This is a genomic window from Bradyrhizobium sp. B025 (assembly GCF_042257955.1).
Taxonomy (GTDB): Bacteria; Pseudomonadota; Alphaproteobacteria; order Rhizobiales; family Xanthobacteraceae; genus Bradyrhizobium; species Bradyrhizobium diazoefficiens.
Genome location: NZ_CP170150.1, coordinates 4,317,841 through 4,336,080 on the forward strand (window position 1 = coordinate 4,317,841; position 18,240 = coordinate 4,336,080).

The window sequence follows — 18,240 nt, forward strand, 5'->3', positions numbered from 1 at the left end:
GCCAATTTGCAGGCGATCATTGCCCGAAGCTCCACCAAGCCGCTGCTCGCGGTGCTGCTGTTCAAGTTCGGCGACGCCGGCCGTGCCAGGGCGTTCCTGCAGCAATGGATACCGCGGACTGCGGCGGGAAGGGCGCCGGACCCCGCTGGGCCGGCCTTCCACTTCATGTTCAGTTGGAAAGGTATAGAGGCGCTGATGGCGGGGCGTCCCGGCTTCGACGTGGCGCAGGGCCGTCGGGAGTTCGACGTCTTTTTCGTGGATCCGGCGCAGGCGCCGGACGGCGGCGTCGCGGAGCAACTCGGTTTCTCCGGAACCAGCGCTCCAGCTGCGTGGTGGGATGGCAATTTCAAGTCGGGTGATGTCGATCTCGCCATCCACATCGGGTTCGACACAGCCGAGCAGAAATCCGATTGCCTCGCAGAATTGCGACAGTCGGCGGCAAGCTTCGGTGTGCAGGAATTAACGCTCGAAGGTTGGGACGACAGCGCGCTGTCCGGCAGCCTGCCGGCCGACGGCCGCCTGCATTTCGGCTACCGGGATGGAATCACCGCCCCCAACATCGACTGGCAGGACGCTGGCACGCCCGGCATGGTCAACTGTCGCGAGATCGTCGTCGGCTATCCGAACGAAGACTTTCCAACGGCGCCACACAATCCGGGCCCATGGCAGGACTTTGCGCGGGATGGCTCCTTTGTCGGCTTGTCGTGGGTGTATCAGGACGTCGCGGGCTTCAACAAATTCCTCCAGGACAACGCGCCGCTGGCGGCGCCGCATGCCGGCCCGGAACTGGCCGAGGAGTGGATCGCCGCAAAGCTCATGGGACGCTGGCGGCATGGATCGCCGCTGTCCAGGTTTCCGGACGCACCGCCGTCGACCCCGCAATTGGATGATTCATTCGGCTATGGCGACGATCCGGATGGCGTCAAATGCCCGCTCGGGGCCCACATTCGAATTGCCAATTGCCGCGATCAGCCGATGAAATATGCCAATCACGTTCGCTTTCCGAAAGGGCCGCCGCGCGTCATCCGACGCGGATTCTCCTATGGGCCCCGCCTGGACAGCGTGCAGGACGATGGCAAAGACCGCGGCATCGTCGGGCTCTTCTACTTCGCCAGGATCAACGAGCAATTCTATACGATCCTGAGATGGATGCAGAAGACGGAGTTCGCCGATGCCTACAAGAAGCTCCCGAACGGATACAACGCCCAGGATGCCCTGACCGGGAATCGCCGATATCCGAAGGCTGAAACCCAGTTCGGTGTCCCTCTGAAGGACAACGCCTCCGTGACCTTTCGGTTGGAGGAATTCATCCGTTTCAAGGGGGTTGCGGTCCTGTTTGCGCCGAGCATGAGAGCGCTCAATACGATGATTTCAGCCTAGCGCGCAGTGCCGCCGCGATTCCAGCCGCGGCCGCCCTCAGCCGCTGATCGTCCCCTCACGCGAGTATCTGGCATTACGGTTCAGCACGTAGCCGCAACGGGTGATCAAGCGCGCGCTCGATGGCACGCTGATTGGGAAGGGTCAGTGACAGAGACTGCCGCGCCCAAACAGCGTCATTCGTGCCCTCAGTACGGGGAGTAGTATTGGCGGCGATAGGGATAGGCGTCGCCGTAGTACCCTGGCGCAGCGTACCTTGGCTCGTAGTACCCGGGCCCGTAATTGCTGGACCCGTAGGCCCCATAGGCGGCGGCTCCAGCCGCGGCGCCCAAGATGCCGAGCCCGATTGCGGCCCCGGGAGCGCCGTAGTAGCCGCGACCGCGGTAGTGGCGTCTGTAGTAGACCTCTGTCACTGCGGACGAAGAAACCGCTTGCTTCAGGAGACTCGTGCTCGGCGAGATCGGAGCTGCCCCTGACGGGAGCACCGAGCCGAGGATCGCCGCGCCGAAGAACGAGACGGCAACCACGCATTTCATTGTCTGCTGGTTCATGATCGTATCCTTTCGAATTTGGAGCATCTCAAGCGGCAAGTCACTTGCGTGCCACTGGCCGAGAAAGAAGCTCGACGCGGGGCACTCTTGAGGGGCGCTGGTGGCGGCGGATTTGAGGATTCGTGGTTCTAACGAACTCACAGACCCGCCTCCGTACTCACGCTCCGACTTAGCCGATTACTTGGCGCAAGTTACTTGGCACAAGTTTACTTGGCGCAAGTCTTGTCCGCCTTCATAGCTGCTTCTGCCGAAGCCTTTGTCGTGTGAGCGGCGCCGACAACCTTCATGGTGCCGCCGGCAGGCTGGCTCTCGACGATCTGACACTTCATGGTCGCGGTATCCTGAGCCAGGTAGAACGAGGAGGGCGATTGGCCAACGGTCTTGCCCGTCTCAGCTGCGACTGACGGAGAAGCGAATGCGAGAACGGCGACTGCCGCCAATAAAATTCTTTTCATAGTATCCACCAATTGTTACGCGTCCGGATCGGACAAAGAATGAACAGGGCGGGCCGACAAGGGTTCCCGCGATCGCCGATTTGTTTTTTGCGCGTGCACTGATGGAACGAAAAACAATGCGCTTGGGCGGAAGCCGTGCGCAAGAAATCACGCAGAGTGCCTCAGCCGGCGTGCGACCCAGTCAGATCAAAGCGCACTCCCACCGCGATTCCAGCCGCGGCCGCCTTCGCCAAAAATTTCGTGGCCCGTCGCCGTCACCACCACCGTGTCCTCGAGCTTGATGAAGCCGCGCTTCGGATGCTTCATCGTGGTCTCGATCGACACCACCATGCCTGTTTCGAGCGGCAGCCGCGCGTCCGTGTCGTCATAGGAACCGGACCCGTGGCGGTCAGGTGAGGGGCCTCGTGGCTGACGAGGCCCATGCCGTGGGCCAGAAATTCGGTGCAATCGCGCTGTGTGATCTGGGCGAGCTGCCGCTCGGCCGCGACGTAGATGTCGCCGCCCATGGCGCCCGGCCGGACGGCGGCGAAGGCGGCGCGCTGCACTGCCTCGATCTCGGCCAGGCAGTCCCTCAACTCGCCGTCGGGCTCGCCCAGCACCGCCATGCGGGCGAGGTCGCCGATATAGCCGTGAAAATTGCCGCCGGAGTCGAGCGACAGCACCTCGCCTTGCTCCCAGCGCTGCGCCGACGGCGCGCGGTTGTGGCTGTTGCCGCAGGCCAGCAGGCAGTATTCGAAGGTGAGCCCGCGGTTGACCTCGGCGACGCGCAGTGCGTCCGACAATTGCTGCTTGGTCGTGCCGGGACCGTGCCCGGCGATCACCTCCAGCATCGCGGCGATCACCAGTTCAGACGCCGTCTTCAGCCTGGCCAGTTCGTCCGCAGACTTGACCGCGCGCAGACGCTCCAGGACGAGGAGGGCGTCCTTGAGCGCCGCGTCGGGCAGGGCGTCGGCAAGCGCTTGGCCCGCATCCATCGGCAGGAATGCCAACTCGACCCCGACCCGCTTCATCGGCACACCGGCGTCCTTCAAGGCCGCAACGGCCCGCGTGATCGCATCGACCGAGCCGCTGGACTCGGTCCGGACCTGCGGCACCCAGGGCGGCGCCACGGCGCGCTGATGGGTCTCCAGCCGGTGGCCGACATAGACGGACTTTTCCGGCGCGCCCTTGGGATAGACCAGGACGGGCAGATAGCGGCTGACGCCCATGGCATCCATGTAGTCGAAGAAGATCGCGCGCTCGGCCCCGAGCAGGTATTGTACGTTGTGCTTGGAGGTCGCGATGAGTACGTCGAGGCCGGCTGCTTCCATCAGGCGGTCGAGCTTGGCGGCATCGAATGGAATGGCGCGCGAGCCGGTCGCGCCGGCGACGTTCAGCTCCATGATGGACCTCCCAATAGGCGACGGTTTGGACCGCCTGTGTTCTTGCCTGCGACCATCCGAGCGACCGTCGGATCGTCGCAGCGCGCCGCGATTGTCCGCCGGGAGCGGGGTTCTGGATAGCTGCGGATTTGGCTGGCCTGACCTGCACGACCATATCCATGATTCGCATAAGGTATATTATGGAATATATTTATATACAATCAGATCAAATATTTAGACGGAATTCCTGCCATCCCGGCTTCGCTCCGGCGCGACTTTCGGCTCGGCCCTCGAACGTCGTCCCAACTCTTGACGGCTACTGTGCATGGGGTTGTTTTTCGCTTTTTGAATCCGGCTCCGTGTGCCGAAAGCGATATTGCGGTGACGTGGTCCGGCTGCAATAAGCGAGGCTTCGCGAGATCGCAGATGACCTTCTGACTTTCCATCCGTATAGGTTTGCGTCTCAGAACAACAACAAACCTTCCGAGGAAGCAGACCCATGAGCTTTTCCCGACGCACGCTTCTCAAGGCCTCCGCCGCGACCGCGGTCCTGGGCGGCCTCAGCGCGCCCCACGTGGCCCGCGCCCAGAGCGCCGAGTTCAGCTACAAATACGCGAATAACCTGCCGGACACCCATCCGCTGAACGTGCGCGCCAGGGAGATGGCGGCGGCGATCAAGAGCGAGACGAACGGCAAGTTCGACCTTCAGATCTTCCCGAACAACCAGCTCGGCTCCGACACCGACATGCTGAGCCAGATCCGCTCCGGCGGCGTCGAGTTCTTCACGCTGTCGGGCCTGATCCTGTCGACCCTGGTCCCGGCCGCGTCCATCAACGGCATCGGCTTCGCGTTCCCGGACTACGACACGGTCTGGAAGGCCATGGACGGCGATCTCGGCGCCCATGTCCGCGCCGAGATCAAGAAGGCCGGCCTGGAGGTCATGGACAAGATCTGGGACAACGGCTTCCGCCAGACCACGTCCTCGACCAGGCCGATCACCGGTCCCGACGACCTCAAGGGCTTCAAGATCCGCGTGCCGGTGTCGCCGCTGTGGACCTCGATGTTTAAGGCGTTCGATGCAGCGCCCGCCTCGATCAATTTCAGCGAGGTCTATTCCGCGCTCCAGACCAAGATCGTCGAGGGCCAGGAGAACCCGCTGGCGATCATCTCGACCGCAAAGCTCTACGAGGTGCAGAAATACTGCTCGCTGACCAACCACATGTGGGACGGCTTCTGGTTCCTGGCCAACCGCCGCGCCTGGAGCGCGCTGCCGGAGGACGTCCGCACGATCGTCGCCAAGAACATCAACGCCGCCGCGGTCAAGGAGCGTGAGGATACCGCCAAGCTCAATGCCAATCTCCAGCAGGAGCTCGCGGCCAAGGGCCTGACCTTCAACCAGCCCGCGGTCGCGCCGTTCCGCGACAAGCTGCGGACCGCCGGCTTCTATGCCGAGTGGAAAGGCAAATATGGCGATCAGGCCTGGGACCTCTTGGAGAAGGCCGTCGGCAAGCTCTCGTAACGCGTTGGGGCCGTCATGGCTCATGTCGAGGTTGAGGTGACCGAAGCGGCGGGCGAGGTGGCTGTTCAGTCCCCTCGCCGACCTTCGTTGCTGGCTTCGCTCGAACGCCTCCTCGGCCTCGCCGTCGAGATCCCCGCGGCGACCCTGGTCGTCGCCGAGATCGCGATCCTGTTTGCCGGCGTGGTCGCGCGCTACGGCCTGCACCGGCCGCTGATCTGGTCGGACGAGCTCGCCTCGATCCTGTTCCTGTGGCTGGCCATGCTGGGCGCGGCGGTCGCATTCCGCCGCTCCGAGCACATGCGCATGACCGCCGTGGTCGCAAGCGCCGGACCCGCGATGCGGGCCTATCTCGACCTGGTCGCGACCGCTGCGGCGCTGGCGTTTCTGGCGCTGATCGTGTGGCCGTCCTGGGACTACGCTTACGAGGAAAGCTTCATCACCACGCCGGCGCTCCAGATCCCGAACATCTGGCGGGCCGCCGCGCTGCCGGCCGGCATCTGCCTGATGGCGGCGTTCGCGCTGCTGCGGCTGCTGCGCGCCGCCGATGTCCGCATGGTGCTGACGGCCGTGATCTCCGTTGCCGTCATCGTCGGCCTGTTCTGGCTGGCGCAGTCATATCTGCGGCCGCTCGGCAATCTCAACCTCGTCATCTTCTTCGTCGGCGTCGCCGGCTTCTGCGTCTTTGCCGGCGTTCCCATTGCGTTCGGCTTTGGCCTCGCGATCTTCGGCTATCTGGCGCTGACCACGCGCACGCCCGTCATGGTGCTGGTCGGGCGGATGGACGAGGGCATGAGCCATCTCATCCTGCTCTCGGTGCCGCTGTTCGTGTTCTTGGGCCTGCTGATCGAGATGACCGGCATGGCGCGGGCCATGGTGGCGTTCCTGGCGAGCCTGCTGGGTCATGTCCGCGGCGGCCTGCATTACGTGCTGGTCGGCGCCATGTACCTGGTCTCCGGCATCTCCGGCGCCAAGGCCGCCGACATGGCCGCGGTCGCGCCCGTGCTGTTCCCGGAGATGAAGCAGCGCGGCGCCCGTCCCGGCGATCTCGTCGCGCTGCTTGCGGCGACGGGGGCCCAGACCGAGACCATTCCCCCGAGCCTCGTGCTGATCACGATCGGCTCGGTCACCGGCGTCTCGATCGCGGCGCTGTTCACCGGCGGCCTGCTGCCCGGCGTCGTGCTCGCGATCACGCTCTGCATGCTGGTGTGGTGGCGCTACCGACACGAGGACATGAGCCATGTCCGCCGTGCCACGGGGGGCGAGATCAGCAGGACCTTCATCGTCGCCCTGCCCGCGCTCGCGCTGCCCTTCGTGATCCGCTACGCCGTGGTCGAGGGCATCGCCACCGCCACCGAAGTCTCCACCATCGGCATCGTCTATGGCGCCCTGGTCGGCCTCCTGGTCTATCGCCGCTTCGACTGGCGGCGGCTGTTTCCGATGCTGGTCGAGACTGCGGCGCTGTCGGGCGCGATCCTCCTGATCATCGGCACGGCCACCGGCATGGCCTGGGGCCTGACGCAGTCAGGCTTCTCGCGCTCGCTGGCGGCGGCCATGACGGGATTGCCGGGGGGAGCGGCGACCTTCATCGCCGTGTCCATCCTGGCCTTCACCATCCTCGGCAGCGTGCTGGAGGGCATCCCGGCGATCGTGCTGTTCGGGCCGCTGCTGTTCCCGATCGCCCGCGCCGTCGGCGTGCACGAGGTGCACTATGCGATGGTGATCATTCTGGCCATGGGTATCGGGCTATTCGCCCCGCCCTTCGGCGTCGGCTATTATGCCGCCTGCGCCATCGGACGCGTTGACCCGGCCGAAGGCATCAGGCCGATCTGGGGCTATCTGCTGGCGCTGCTGGTGGGGTTGATCATCGTCGCGATCTTCCCCTGGATCTCGATCGGATTTCTTTGAAGCGCTTTGAGGAGGTGTCGATGAGCGAACGGCAGAACCCGTACAATATCGGCCTCGACAAGACGCCCGCCAACTACGTGCCGCTGACCCCGCTGAGCTTTCTCGCGCGCAGCGCCGCGGTCTATCTCGATCACGTCAGCACGGTCTATGAAGGCCGCAGCTTCACCTGGGCGCAGACCTATGAGCGCTGCCGGCGCTTTGCGTCGTATCTCGCCGGCAAGGGCATCGGCGTCGGCGACACCGTGGCGGCGATGCTGCCGAACATCCCGGCCATGAACGAGGTGCACTTCGCGGTGCCGATGACCGGCGCCGTGCTCAATGCGCTCAACATCCGCCTCGATGCACCGTCGATCGCCTTTCAGCTCGATCATGGCGGGGCCAGGATCATCCTGGTCGATCCCGAGTTCTCTAGCGTCATCACCGACGCGCTCGCGCAGATGAGCGGACCGAAGCCGTTCGTGATCGACGTCGACGATGCCGCCTTCAAGGGGGGAATGCGCATCGGCGAGATCGAGTATGAGGCCGCGGTCGCGCAGGGCGATCCTGATTTCACTGCGATCCCGCCCAAGGACGAATGGGACGCGATCGCGCTGAGCTACACCTCCGGCACGACCGGCAATCCCAAGGGCGTCGTCACGCATCATCGCGGCGCTTATCTCAACGCCGTCAGCAACATCCTGGCCGGCAATCTCGGCCAGCATCCGGTGTATCTCTGGACGCTGCCGATGTTCCATTGCAACGGCTGGTGCTTCCCCTGGACCATCGCGGCCTCGGCCGGCATCAACGTCTGCCTGCGCAAGGTCGAGCCGACCAAGATCTTCGAGTTGATCAAGCAGCACGGCGTCACCCACATGTGCGGCGCGCCGATCGTCTACAACACGCTGATCAACGCCCCCGACGCGCCCAAGGAAACGCCAACGGGTAATGCCGCCCGCCGCGTCGTCGGCCTGATCGCCGGCGCCGCGCCTCCGGTTGCGGTGCTGGAAGGCGCGGAAAACATCGGCATCAAGCTCACCCACGTCTATGGCCTGACCGAGGTCTACGGCCCCGCCTCCGTCTGCGCCGAGCAGCCCGGCTGGGACGAGCTTCCGCCGGCCGAACGTGCGCGGATGAAGCGCCGGCAGGGCGTGCCCTACCCGCTCGAGGAAGGCGTCACCGTCATCAACCCGCAGACCATGCAGGAGGTGCCGCGCGACGGCGAGACCATCGGCGAGGTCATGTTCCGCGGCAACATCGTCATGAAGGGTTACCTCAAGAACGAGAAGGCGACGAAGGAGGCCTTCGAGGGCGGCTGGTTTCACACCGGCGATCTCGGCGTGCTCGACGAGCACGGCTACGTCATCATCAAGGACCGCTCCAAGGACATCATCATCTCGGGCGGCGAGAACATTTCCTCGGTCGAAGTCGAGGACATCCTCTACAAGCACCCGGCGGTGCTGTTCGCCGCCGTGGTCGCCAAGCCCGATCCGAAATGGGGCGAAGTGCCGTGCGCCTTCGTCGAGCTGAAGGACGGCGCCAGCGCGACCGAGGCCGAGATCATCGCCTTCTGCCGTTCGCACATGAGCGGCTTCAAGACGCCGAAGGCAATCGTGTTCGGGCCGATCCCGAAGACGTCCACGGGCAAGATCCAGAAATTCCTGCTGCGCAACGAGGTGGGATCGGCGAAGGCAATAACCGCCTGAGCTGATCTCCCGTTTCAAGGCTGCTGCGCTCAGTGTGTCTCCAGCCGCAGGCCGTCATATGCCGGCACCACGCCCGGTGGCAGCGACTGCCGGATGACTTCGTAATCGACGTCGGCCGTCATGTTGGTGATGACCGCGCGCTTCGGCTTGAAACGTTCGATCCAGGACAGCGCGTCATTGATGCTGAAATGGCTGACATGGCTGGTGTAGCGCAGCCCGTCGACAATCCAGAGGTCGAGATTTTCCAGCGCGCCCCAGCTCTCGCGCGGGATGTCGTTGAGGTCGGGCGTGTAGGCGGCGTCCCCGATGCGATAGCCGAGCGCGGGAATGTTGCCGTGCTGCACCAGGAAGGCCGTCATCGTCACGGCGCCGCCCTTCCCCAGAATGGTCTGGTTTTCGCCCGCCTCGATCGAATGCCGCGTCAGGATCGGCGGGTAGTCGCTGCCCTCCGGCGCGATGAAGCAATAGGAGAACCGCGACAGGATGTCCTTGGCGGTCGACTGGTTGAAGTAGGTCGGGATACGCCGGCGCATGTGCATGACGACCGAGCGCAGGTCGTCCATGCCGTGGGTCTGGTCGGCATGCTCGTGGGTCAGGAACACCGCGTCGATGTGGTCGACATTGGTCGAGAGCAATTGCTCGCGCAGGTCCGGCGAGGTGTCGATCACGATCCGCGTGGTGCCGTGCTCGGACGTCCGTTCGACCAGCAGCGAGCAGCGGCGGCGGCGGTTCTTCGGATTGCTCGGGTCGCAGGCGCCCCAGCCGAGCGCCGGGCGCGGCACGCCGGCGGAGGAGCCGCAGCCCAGGATCGTCAGCGTCAGCGTCATGCGGCTCCCGGAATCAAGCTGTCACCTTGGAGAACAGGCGGAAGAAGTTTTCGGTGGTCTGGCGCGAGATCTCATCAAACGACACGCCACGCGCTTCAGCCAGCACGTTTGCGACCTCGACCACATAGGCCGGCTCGTTGCGCTTGCCCCGGAACTTGCCGGGCGCAAGGTAGGGCGAGTCTGTTTCAACCAGAATACGGTCAGCCGGCAACTCGGCCGCGAGCGCGCGCAGCGCCTCCGACTTCTTGAAGGTCAGGATGCCCGTGAAGCCGATGTACAGGCCGAGCGATACCGCCTTCAGCGCCAGCTCGCGCCCGCCGGTGTAGCAATGCAGCACGGCGCGAAACGATCCGCGTGCTACCTCCTCTTCCAGGATGCGGCCGCAATCCTCGTCCGCCTCGCGGGTGTGGATCACCAGCGGCAGGCCGGTCGCGCGCGCGGCCGCGATGTGGGCGCGAAAGCCCCTCGCCTGCGCTTCCGGCGAGCCGTTGTCGTAGAAATAGTCGAGCCCGGCCTCGCCGAGCGCCACGACCTTGGGATGCTGCGTCAACGCGATCAGCTCGTCCGGCGAGATGCCGTCCTCCTCGTCCGCGTTGTGCGGATGGGTGCCGACCGAGCAGTAGACGTCGTCGTAGCGCTCGGCGATGGCCAGAAGCTGGTTCAGCTTTCGCACCCGCGTCGAGATCGTGACCATGCGGCCGATGCCGGCCGCTCGCGCACGTGACACGATCCCGTCGAGATCTTCCGCAAAATCGGGAAAATCCAGGTGGCAATGACTGTCGACAAGCATCGCGCGAACGCCTTAGGCCGCCGGCTCGATGTAGCGCGGGAAGGCCGGCGTCGGCGCGGGCAGCGTCGAGCCGGGCGCGATGCGCTTGGCGCCGCCGAGTGCCGCAAAATTGCGCTCGCCCCCGGGGACACCGAGGCTATCGAGCAGCAATCCCGAGGCGGTCGGCATCGCCGGCTGGGCCAGGATCGCAATCTGGCGCACGACCTCGGCGGTGACATAGAGCACCGTCTTCTGCCTGGCAGGATCGGTCTTGGCGAGCGCCCACGGCGCCTCGCCCGCGAAATAGCGGTTGGCTTCCGCGACCACGGCCCATACGGCGTTGAGCCAGTGATGGATCTGCTGCGTCGCCATCGCCTCGCGGCTTGCTGCGATCATGCCGTCGGCCATCGCCAGGATGGCCTTGTCGTTGTCGCTGAACTCACCCGGCTCCGGCAGCACGCCGCCGAGTTGCTTGGCGATCATCGACAGCGAGCGCTGTGCAAGGTTGCCGAGATCGTTGGCGAGATCGGCATTGATGCGCGCGACGATGGCCTCGTGGTTGTAGTTGCCATCCTGGCCGAACGGCACCTCGCGCAGGAAGAAATAGCGCATCTGGTCGACGCCATACTGGTCGGCGAGGTTGAAGGGATCGACGACATTGCCGACCGACTTCGACATCTTCTCGCCCCTGTTGAATAGGAAGCCGTGGGCATAGACCCGCTTCTGCACGGGAATGCCGGCCGACATCAGGAACGCCGGCCAGTACACCGCATGGAAGCGGATGATGTCCTTGCCGATGATGTGCACATCGGCCGGCCAGTAGCGCCAGTTCTTGTCGCTTTCGTCGGGGAAGCCTACCCCGGTGATGTAGTTGGTGAGCGCGTCGACCCAGACATACATCACGTGCTCTTCGTCGCCGGGCACCTTGACGCCCCAGTCGAAGGTGGTGCGCGAGATCGAGAGATCGCGCAGTCCGCCCTTGACGAAGCTCACCACCTCGTTGCGGCGCGAGTCCGGGCCGATGAAATCGGGATTATCGGTGTACAGCTTGAGCAGCTTCTCCTGATAGGCGGACAGGCGGAAGAAGTAGCTCTTCTCCTCGACCCATTCGACCGGCGTGCCTTGCGGCCCGAGGCGCACGCCGTCGTCGTTCAGGCGCGTCTCGTCTTCGGCGTAGTAGGCTTCGTCGCGCACCGAGTACCAGCCCGCATAGGTGTCGGCATAGATGTCGCCGTTCGCTTCCATGCGCCGCCAGATCTCCTGGGTGGAGCGGTGGTGCTGCTCTTCGGTGGTGCGGATGAAACGGTCGAACGACACGTTGAGCCGCTCGTCCATCGCCTTGAAGCGGGCCGCGTTACGGGCCGCGAGCGCGGACGGGGTCAGGCCCTCGTTCTGCGCGGTCTGAATCATCTTCAGGCCGTGCTCGTCGGTGCCGGTCAGGAAGAACACGTCCTTGCCGTCGAGCCGCGCAAAGCGTGCCAGCGTGTCGGTGGCGATCGCCTCATAGGCGTGGCCGATATGCGGGTTGCCGTTGGGATAGGCGATCGCGGTCGTGATGTAGAAGACGTTGTCGCGCGCGGGTGCCGCTGCGGGCACAGCGGCTTGCGCAGCTGCGACGGGCTTCGGCGCGCGGGGCGCCTTGGGTTTCGACACATTGGGCTTCACAGCCTTCGGCGGCGTGGCGACAGGCGTCGGTGCGGCGGTCACGGCAGCCGCAGTCACCTTTGCCTTCTTCGCAGGAGCCTTCTTTGTAGGAGACTTGGCCGGCTGTTTGGCCGCTTTCTTCACCGCCTTCTTGGCGCCGACCTGCTTCTTCGCAGCGTTCTTCTTCACGCCCTTCTTGGCGGCAGCCTTCTTGGTCTTCTTGACCTTCTTGGCAGCTTTGCGCGCAAGCGCCTTCACGGCCTTTTTGGTGGCCTTCTTCGCAGCTTTCTTGCCGCTCTTGCGCTTGACGGATTTTTTAGCTCGCGTTGCCACGACGAATTCCTTTACCGGCTTCTCGAAATTTGGAGACGAACCTGCGTTAGGTTATTGTTTTGAGCCTGATCCTCTTGGAAAACCGCTACACACTTTTCCGGATCATGCTCTAGCGCGTTGCGTCCGCCAGCCAGCCGAACACCGAGAAAACCAAGGGCTTTCGCTCCAGATTGTAGGTTTCGGTGTCGCGCGCGGCGCGGACGATCTTTTCCCATACCTCAGCTAGGCGCGCAAGGCGCGGCAGGTTCTGGTTGGCATTGGCCTCATCCGCATGCAGCCGTTCCGCGATCCAGCGGTCGATGCCGTCGATGAAGGCCGCAAGCGCGACGCGGTCGCTGGTGCCGAGCGAATCGCCGAGCGTGTGCAATTCGCGCGGATCGACCTGTGGCAATCGCGCAAGCAGTGCCGCCGTGCGCTGCTGGAGTTTCAGCGCATCGCCGCCGAGCAGCGTCAGCGCCCGCGCGACGCTGCCCTCCGAAGCCTCCGCCGCCTCGCGCAACGCCAGGTCGGTCGGAGCGAGGCCGGCCGCCTCCGCGGCGGCACTGATCACCTCGTCCGTTCCGAGCGGCCGCAGGCGCAGCTTGCGACAGCGTGACTGAATTGTGGCGAGCACGCGCGCGGGCGCGTGGCTCACCAGCAGGAACAGCGATTGCTGCGGCGGTTCCTCCAAGATCTTCAGAAGCGCGTTAGCCGCATTCGGATTGAGCTCGTCGACCGTATCGACGATGCAAACGCGCCAGCCTTCGGCTGCTGCCGTCGAGCCGAAGAACGAGATCGTCTCGCGCGTCTCGTCCACGGTGATCACGGTGCGCATCACGCCGCGGTCGTTCGCCGTGCGCTCCAGTGTCAGCAGCCCGCCATGGGACTCTGCGGCGACCTGGCGCGCCACGGCGTCATCAGGGTCGACTGCCAGGCTCTCGGCGCGCTGCACGACGTCCGCCAGCGGCTGGCCGTGCGCCAGCACGAAGCGCGCCATGCGGTAGGCCAGCGTCGCCTTGCCGATCCCCTGCGGCCCGCCGATCAGCCAGGCATGCGGGATGCGCCCGCTGCGATAGGCCGACAGCAGCGCCGTCTCGGCCTCGCGATGGCCGAACAGACGGCTGGTCTCGCGCGGATGCGGAATGGCGCTCTCGCGCTCTGCCTGACGCGGGCTCATACCGACACCACCGAGGCCGGCGTCGGAAGGAGACGATCGCGCAGTGCGTTCCAGACGCGGCCTGCGACCGTATCCGGATCGGAATTGGCGTCGATCAACACGCAGCGCGCGGGCTCGTCCGCGGCGATCTTGCGATAGGCCTCGCGCAGGCCCTGGTGGAAGCTGAGCTGCTCGCCCTCGAACCTGTCAGGCGTGCCACTGCCGCGACGGGCGGCGGCGCGCTGGAGGCCGATCTCGACCGGCAGGTCGAGGATGATGGTGAGGTCCGGCTTGAGATCGCCGATCGTAACGCGCTGCATCGCGTTGATCAGACCGGGAGAAACGCTGCCGAGGCTGCCCTGATAGGCGCGCGTCGAGTCGGCGAAGCGGTCGCACAGCACCCAAATGCCCTGCTTGAGCGCGGGCTCGATCACGGTGTGGACATGGTCATCGCGCGCGGCCGCGAACAGCAGCGTCTCGGCTTCGGGGCCGAGCAGCTTGCCCATGCCCGACAGCACCAGATGGCGCATGATCTCGGCACCCGGCGAGCCGCCCGGCTCGCGCGTCACAAGGGTGCGCATCCTTGCTGCCTTGAGGCGGTCGGCGAGCTTCTTGATCTGGGTGGACTTGCCAGTCCCCTCGCCGCCCTCAAAGGTGATGAAGCGTCCGCGTCCGGACGGCCGCTGTACCGCACTGTCACTCATGGTCAGAGCTTCTCGGCGCCTGCGCGGAACATTCCGATCACGAGCTCGCTGGCGCCATCGATGGCGCGGCGCATGGTCGAGCCGGTGGCGACTGCCTCGGCGGCATAGACCGGCGTCTCCACCGCGATGTTGCCGCTGCGCCAGACCTTCACCACGCCGACCCTCTGGCCGGCTTCGACCGGGGCCCGCACCGGACCGCTATAGACGACGCGCGCGATCAGCTTGTCGCTGCCGTTCTTGTGCACCATCACCTTCACGGGTGTCTTGGCGACCAGCTTCACCGAACGGCTCTCGCCGCCGAACACTTTTGCGTAGCCGACGGGCTGGTCGGCCGCGATCAGCGTGCGGGTCTCGAAATTGCGAAAGCCCCATTCCAGCATCTTCTTGGCTTCCGTGGCGCGATCCTCGGGGTCTTCCAGCCCGTTGACAACGACGATCAGCCGCGTGCCATTCTGCACGGCCGAGCCGACCATGCCATAGCCGCCCTCCTTGGTGTAGCCGGTCTTCAGGCCGTCAGCGCCTTCCATCGAGTTGAGCAGCGGATTGCGGTTGGGCTGCCGGATCTTGTTCCAGGTGTACTCTTTCTCGCCGAACAGTTTGTAGAACTCCGGAAAGTCCAGGATGATGTGGCGGGCGAGGATGCCGAGCTCGCGCACCGTCATCTTGTTGCCGGGGTCTGGCAGACCGTTGGAGTTGCCGAAGGTCGACTTGGTCATGCCGAGCTCGCGGGCTCGCTTGGTCATGAAGTCGGCGGCAAAGATGCGCTCATTGCCCGCCATGGCTTCGGCCAGCGCAATGCAGGCGTCGTTGCCGCTCTGGATGATCGCGCCATGCAGGAGATCGTCGACCGAGACCTTGCTGTTGATGGCGGCGAACATGGTCGAGCCGCCCGACGGCGCCCCGCCCTTGCGCCAGGCGTTCTCGCTGATCCGGTATTCGTCGGTCAGCTTGATGTCGCCCTTCTGGATGGCGTTGAAGACGACCTCCGCCGTCATCAGCTTCATCATGCTGGACGGCGCGCGCAGCTCGTCGGCGTTCTTCTCGAACAGCACGCTGCCGCTGGAAGCCTCGATCAGGATCGCGGTGGGGGCATCGCCGTCAAAGCCGGTATCTTCCGCCTTCTTGGCGCCCTGGATGCTTTGGTTGGCGGCGTAGAGCACGCCGCACCAGCCGAGGCTCGCGAGCAGCAGTCCGGCAACAAGCGCGCGCACCAGCATGCCGCAGGTGAAGCGGCTGCGACGGAGCGAAATGAGACGAAATGCCATGGCCAAGCCCTGAGAGCGGCGTTCTAACAGTTGGAACCGGCGCGAACAACACGAGGCTGGTGTCGGAACCCGAGATTGCACGATTCTCGTCACGCCCCTATCGTGGCACCTCACATTTCTCGACCAAACCCCTGAAACAAGGCGGAAAAGCGATGTCTTCCACCCGCGTGATCAAGGCCAACGGGATCGATCTGTTCATCCGCGAGGCCGGCCAGGGACCGCTGGTCGTGCTGTGCCATGGCTGGCCGGAATTGTCCTACTCCTGGCGCCACCAGATCCGGGCACTGGCGGCCGCCGGGTTTCACGTCGTCGCCCCCGACATGCGCGGCTACGGCCAGAGCGCGGCGCCGGCCGACGTGAGCGCCTATTCGATCTTCGACACGGTCGGTGACATCGTCGGCCTCGTGCAGGCGCTTGGCGAAAGCAAGGCCATGGTAGTCGGCCACGATTGGGGGGCGCCGGTCGCCTGGCACGCGGCGCTGTTCCGCCCCGACATCTTCACGGCGGTGGCCGGCCTGAGCGTGCCGCCGCCATTCCGCGGCCGCGGCAAGCCGCTCGACCTGCTGCGTCAGGGCGGCGTGACCAACTTCTACTGGCAGTATTTCCAGGTGCCCGGCGTCGCCGAAGTCGAGCTCGAGCGCGACGTCGCCCGCACCATGCGCATCGTGCTCGGCGGACGCGGCCTTGCCGATCCCTCCGCGGCCATGTTCGTGCAGGAGGGCAAGGGCTTTCTCGGCCACGCGACTGCCGATGAGCCGCTACCGGACTGGCTGAGCGAGGCCGACCTCGCCTACTTCACCGAGACATTCCGCAAATCCGGCTTCCGCGGCGGGCTGAACTGGTATCGCAACCTCGACCGCAACTGGGAGCTGACGGCGCCCTGGCAGGATGCGCAGATCCACCAGCCGTCCCTCTTCATTGCCGGTTCGAAAGACGCCGTCATCACAGGCCTGATCGGCGCCAAGCGCGTCAACGAACTCGAGCGCGTGCTGCCAAATCTCACACGAAAACTGATCATCGAAGGCGCCGGCCATTGGGTGCAGCAGGAGCGGCCCGACGAGGTCAACGCTGCGCTCGTGAAATTCCTGCGCGAAGCGTCGGCGCGCTAGCCGGTGTCCTTCTTCATTGCGATGTGAGCGGCGCCCGCCTGCTCCGTCTCGGCGAATCCGCGCCGAAGATAAAACCGGCGCGAATCCTGTTCTAGGCGTTAGCCAGCGACGTCAGAACCGCTCGGTGATTGTCCGGGTTTAGTAGAGGCCGCGGCCGCTCAGAATGCTGCGGGCCTCGGCGGCGCCGTCGGAGGCATAGGCGGCCGAGGGCGCGCTTTCGGTGGCGTAGCGGCCGTCCTCGTCATAGGACACGGCGCGCGCGTTCTGGAGCGGCCGGCCCCGGCTGCGGCTCGAGGCCGACATTTCCGAGGTCGCATTGAGTGAGGCCATGTCGGCCGAGGTATTGCCGAGACTGTAGGGCCGCCCCTCCGGCATCGGAACCTCGCCGCGGATGGCGCCACGGTTCGACGAGGGCAGCTCCGGCACGAATGGCCTTGCCGAGGCGACCCGGACCATCGAAGGCGACGGCGCCGGGATCCCGGTGCGCAGGGTCGCCATCAGCTGGCGGTCGTCGGAACCTTCCAGCGGCGCCCGGCCGACATATTCGACGCGGACCTTGGCGACGCCATTGCCTTTGAATTCAAGGAGTTCGGCGGCTTTGTTCGAGACGTCGATGAGCCGGTTGCCGTGATAGGGACCGCGGTCATTGACGCGGACGATCAGTGACTTGCCGTTCGAGATGTTGGTCACCCGGGCATAGGACGGCATCGGCAGGGTCGGATGCGCCGCCGTGAGCGAGGCCATGTCGAACACCTCGCCATTGGCGGTCAGGCGGCCATGGAAATCGTCGCCGTACCAGGACGCCATGCCCTCGGCACGATAGTTGACGTCCTCCTCCGGCACATAGGTCCGGCCGGCGACGACGTAGGGCTTGCCGACGCGGTAGGTGCCGCCGCCCTTGGGGACCGGATCACCCAAAGCCACGACCCGGGGGCTCGAGGACACGCCATATTTCGGGTCGACGCGGCTGGCGAATTTGTTGGAGGACGCGCAATTGGCGAGCGCGAGGCAGGTCGCGGCCGCCGCAACACCACGCGCGGCCCGCAATACCGAATCTGACCGTCGGATCCCCATTCGCCCCAAATACCATTTCGCCGGAGGCGTACCCACCCGCTCGGGGAGCGCTGTCCGGTCCTTTGCTCCGAGGCGGCCCACCACCGCTTCGGACGTCGTGACGATATCGCAACCCGAACACGGCGGAAATGGGGAGCCCGCGGCGATCGCGCGGAGATGGTAAACGGCGCGTTCGCTTTCCCCCGTTGATCTACGGAGCACAGGCACCTGCTCTGTGCCACTCCTGGACATTCTGTTGCGCCAAATCCTCACTCCACCCCCATTGTCGCGCCACTCACTGGAATTCTTTTGACTGTGCAAGGCCGCACGCGTTCTCTCGCATGCAAGGGCGGGATTTGGAATTTAACGATGATCGAGACGGTTTCGGCACTGATGGGTCTGGTAAGCGCGGGGATCTTCCTGGCCCATGCGTTTGAAGGTTACCGTACGAGGGCCTGAGGCACTCGCGCGGGCGGCAAGCATCACCTCTTTCAAGACGGCACGTTCGGGCAATTTCAAGCGATCCGATCGAGCATCGCAGACGAGAGCGG

The 18,240-nt window shown here is 65.0% G+C and carries 14 protein-coding genes and 1 pseudogene; 5 read left to right on the top strand and 10 right to left on the bottom strand.

Features of this window, described 5'->3' with window-relative positions; translation table 11 throughout:
* The first annotated feature begins 51 nt into the window (after positions 1-51).
* Complete coding sequence (locus tag ACE10W_RS19940) at positions 52-1,380, top strand: Dyp-type peroxidase (RefSeq protein ID WP_375762684.1); 1,329 nt, start codon at positions 52-54, stop codon at positions 1,378-1,380.
* 185 nt (positions 1,381-1,565) lie between these two features.
* Here the strand turns inward: ACE10W_RS19940 and ACE10W_RS19945 are convergent, their stop codons facing one another.
* The 3 genes and pseudogenes from ACE10W_RS19945 to ACE10W_RS19955 all read right to left on the bottom strand — a co-directional run bounded on the left by ACE10W_RS19945 (position 1,566) and on the right by ACE10W_RS19955 (position 3,765).
* Entirely contained in the window at positions 1,566-1,928 is a 363-nt protein-coding gene (locus ACE10W_RS19945) for a hypothetical protein (protein ID WP_231166479.1), read from the bottom strand.
* A gap of 206 nt (positions 1,929-2,134) precedes the next feature.
* The gene (locus tag ACE10W_RS19950) at positions 2,135-2,257 is read right to left on the bottom strand and encodes a hypothetical protein (protein ID WP_256380385.1); all 123 of its coding nucleotides are present in this window, start codon (positions 2,255-2,257) and stop codon (positions 2,135-2,137) included.
* 312 nt (positions 2,258-2,569) lie between these two features.
* A pseudogene (locus ACE10W_RS19955) lies at positions 2,570-3,765 on the bottom strand (M24 family metallopeptidase).
* A gap of 478 nt (positions 3,766-4,243) precedes the next feature.
* Between ACE10W_RS19955 and ACE10W_RS19960 the strand changes: the two are divergent.
* The 3 genes from ACE10W_RS19960 to ACE10W_RS19970 are packed head-to-tail and all read left to right on the top strand — an operon-like array spanning position 4,244 to position 8,850.
* The gene (locus ACE10W_RS19960; protein ID WP_375762685.1) at positions 4,244-5,263 is read left to right on the top strand and encodes a TRAP transporter substrate-binding protein; all 1,020 of its coding nucleotides are present in this window, start codon (positions 4,244-4,246) and stop codon (positions 5,261-5,263) included.
* 15 nt (positions 5,264-5,278) lie between these two features.
* Entirely contained in the window at positions 5,279-7,168 is a 1,890-nt protein-coding gene (locus ACE10W_RS19965; protein WP_375762686.1) for a TRAP transporter large permease subunit, read from the top strand.
* Positions 7,169-7,188: 20 nt separating this feature from the next.
* On the top strand, positions 7,189-8,850 hold the full coding sequence (locus ACE10W_RS19970; RefSeq protein ID WP_375762687.1) for an acyl-CoA synthetase: 1,662 nt from the start codon (positions 7,189-7,191) through the stop codon (positions 8,848-8,850).
* 29 nt (positions 8,851-8,879) lie between these two features.
* On the opposite strand, the gene ACE10W_RS19975 is transcribed toward ACE10W_RS19970, so the two are convergent.
* The 6 genes from ACE10W_RS19975 to ACE10W_RS20000 all read right to left on the bottom strand — a co-directional run bounded on the left by ACE10W_RS19975 (position 8,880) and on the right by ACE10W_RS20000 (position 15,527).
* Positions 8,880-9,677, bottom strand: a complete 798-nt coding sequence (locus ACE10W_RS19975) for an MBL fold metallo-hydrolase (RefSeq protein ID WP_060912239.1) — start codon at positions 9,675-9,677, stop codon at positions 8,880-8,882.
* Between the two features lie 13 nt (positions 9,678-9,690).
* Positions 9,691-10,467 (bottom strand): TatD family hydrolase, encoded by a 777-nt coding sequence (locus tag ACE10W_RS19980; protein ID WP_375762688.1) that lies wholly within the window; start codon positions 10,465-10,467, stop codon positions 9,691-9,693.
* 12 nt (positions 10,468-10,479) lie between these two features.
* Positions 10,480-12,423, bottom strand: coding sequence for a methionine--tRNA ligase (gene metG, locus ACE10W_RS19985; RefSeq protein ID WP_375762689.1), 1,944 nt, complete (start codon positions 12,421-12,423; stop codon positions 10,480-10,482).
* Positions 12,424-12,532: 109 nt separating this feature from the next.
* A complete protein-coding gene (locus tag ACE10W_RS19990; RefSeq protein WP_011087288.1) occupies positions 12,533-13,579 on the bottom strand; it encodes a DNA polymerase III subunit delta' in 1,047 nt (348 codons plus the stop codon).
* On the bottom strand, positions 13,576-14,262 hold the full coding sequence (gene tmk / locus ACE10W_RS19995; protein ID WP_028174037.1) for a dTMP kinase: 687 nt from the start codon (positions 14,260-14,262) through the stop codon (positions 13,576-13,578). Before tmk ends, ACE10W_RS19990 begins: the two co-directional genes overlap by 4 nt.
* 2 nt (positions 14,263-14,264) lie before the next feature.
* Positions 14,265-15,527, bottom strand: coding sequence for a D-alanyl-D-alanine carboxypeptidase family protein (locus tag ACE10W_RS20000; protein ID WP_375762690.1), 1,263 nt, complete (start codon positions 15,525-15,527; stop codon positions 14,265-14,267).
* 152 nt (positions 15,528-15,679) lie between these two features.
* Here ACE10W_RS20000 and ACE10W_RS20005 point away from each other — a divergent pair, with 152 nt between their 5' ends.
* Positions 15,680-16,636, top strand: a complete 957-nt coding sequence (locus ACE10W_RS20005) for an alpha/beta fold hydrolase (protein ID WP_375762691.1) — start codon at positions 15,680-15,682, stop codon at positions 16,634-16,636.
* A 138-nt stretch (positions 16,637-16,774) separates the two neighbouring features.
* Here the strand turns inward: ACE10W_RS20005 and ACE10W_RS20010 are convergent, their stop codons facing one another.
* Positions 16,775-17,710 (bottom strand): septal ring lytic transglycosylase RlpA family protein, encoded by a 936-nt coding sequence (locus tag ACE10W_RS20010; protein ID WP_049832503.1) that lies wholly within the window; start codon positions 17,708-17,710, stop codon positions 16,775-16,777.
* Positions 17,711-18,240: the final 530 nt, after the last annotated feature.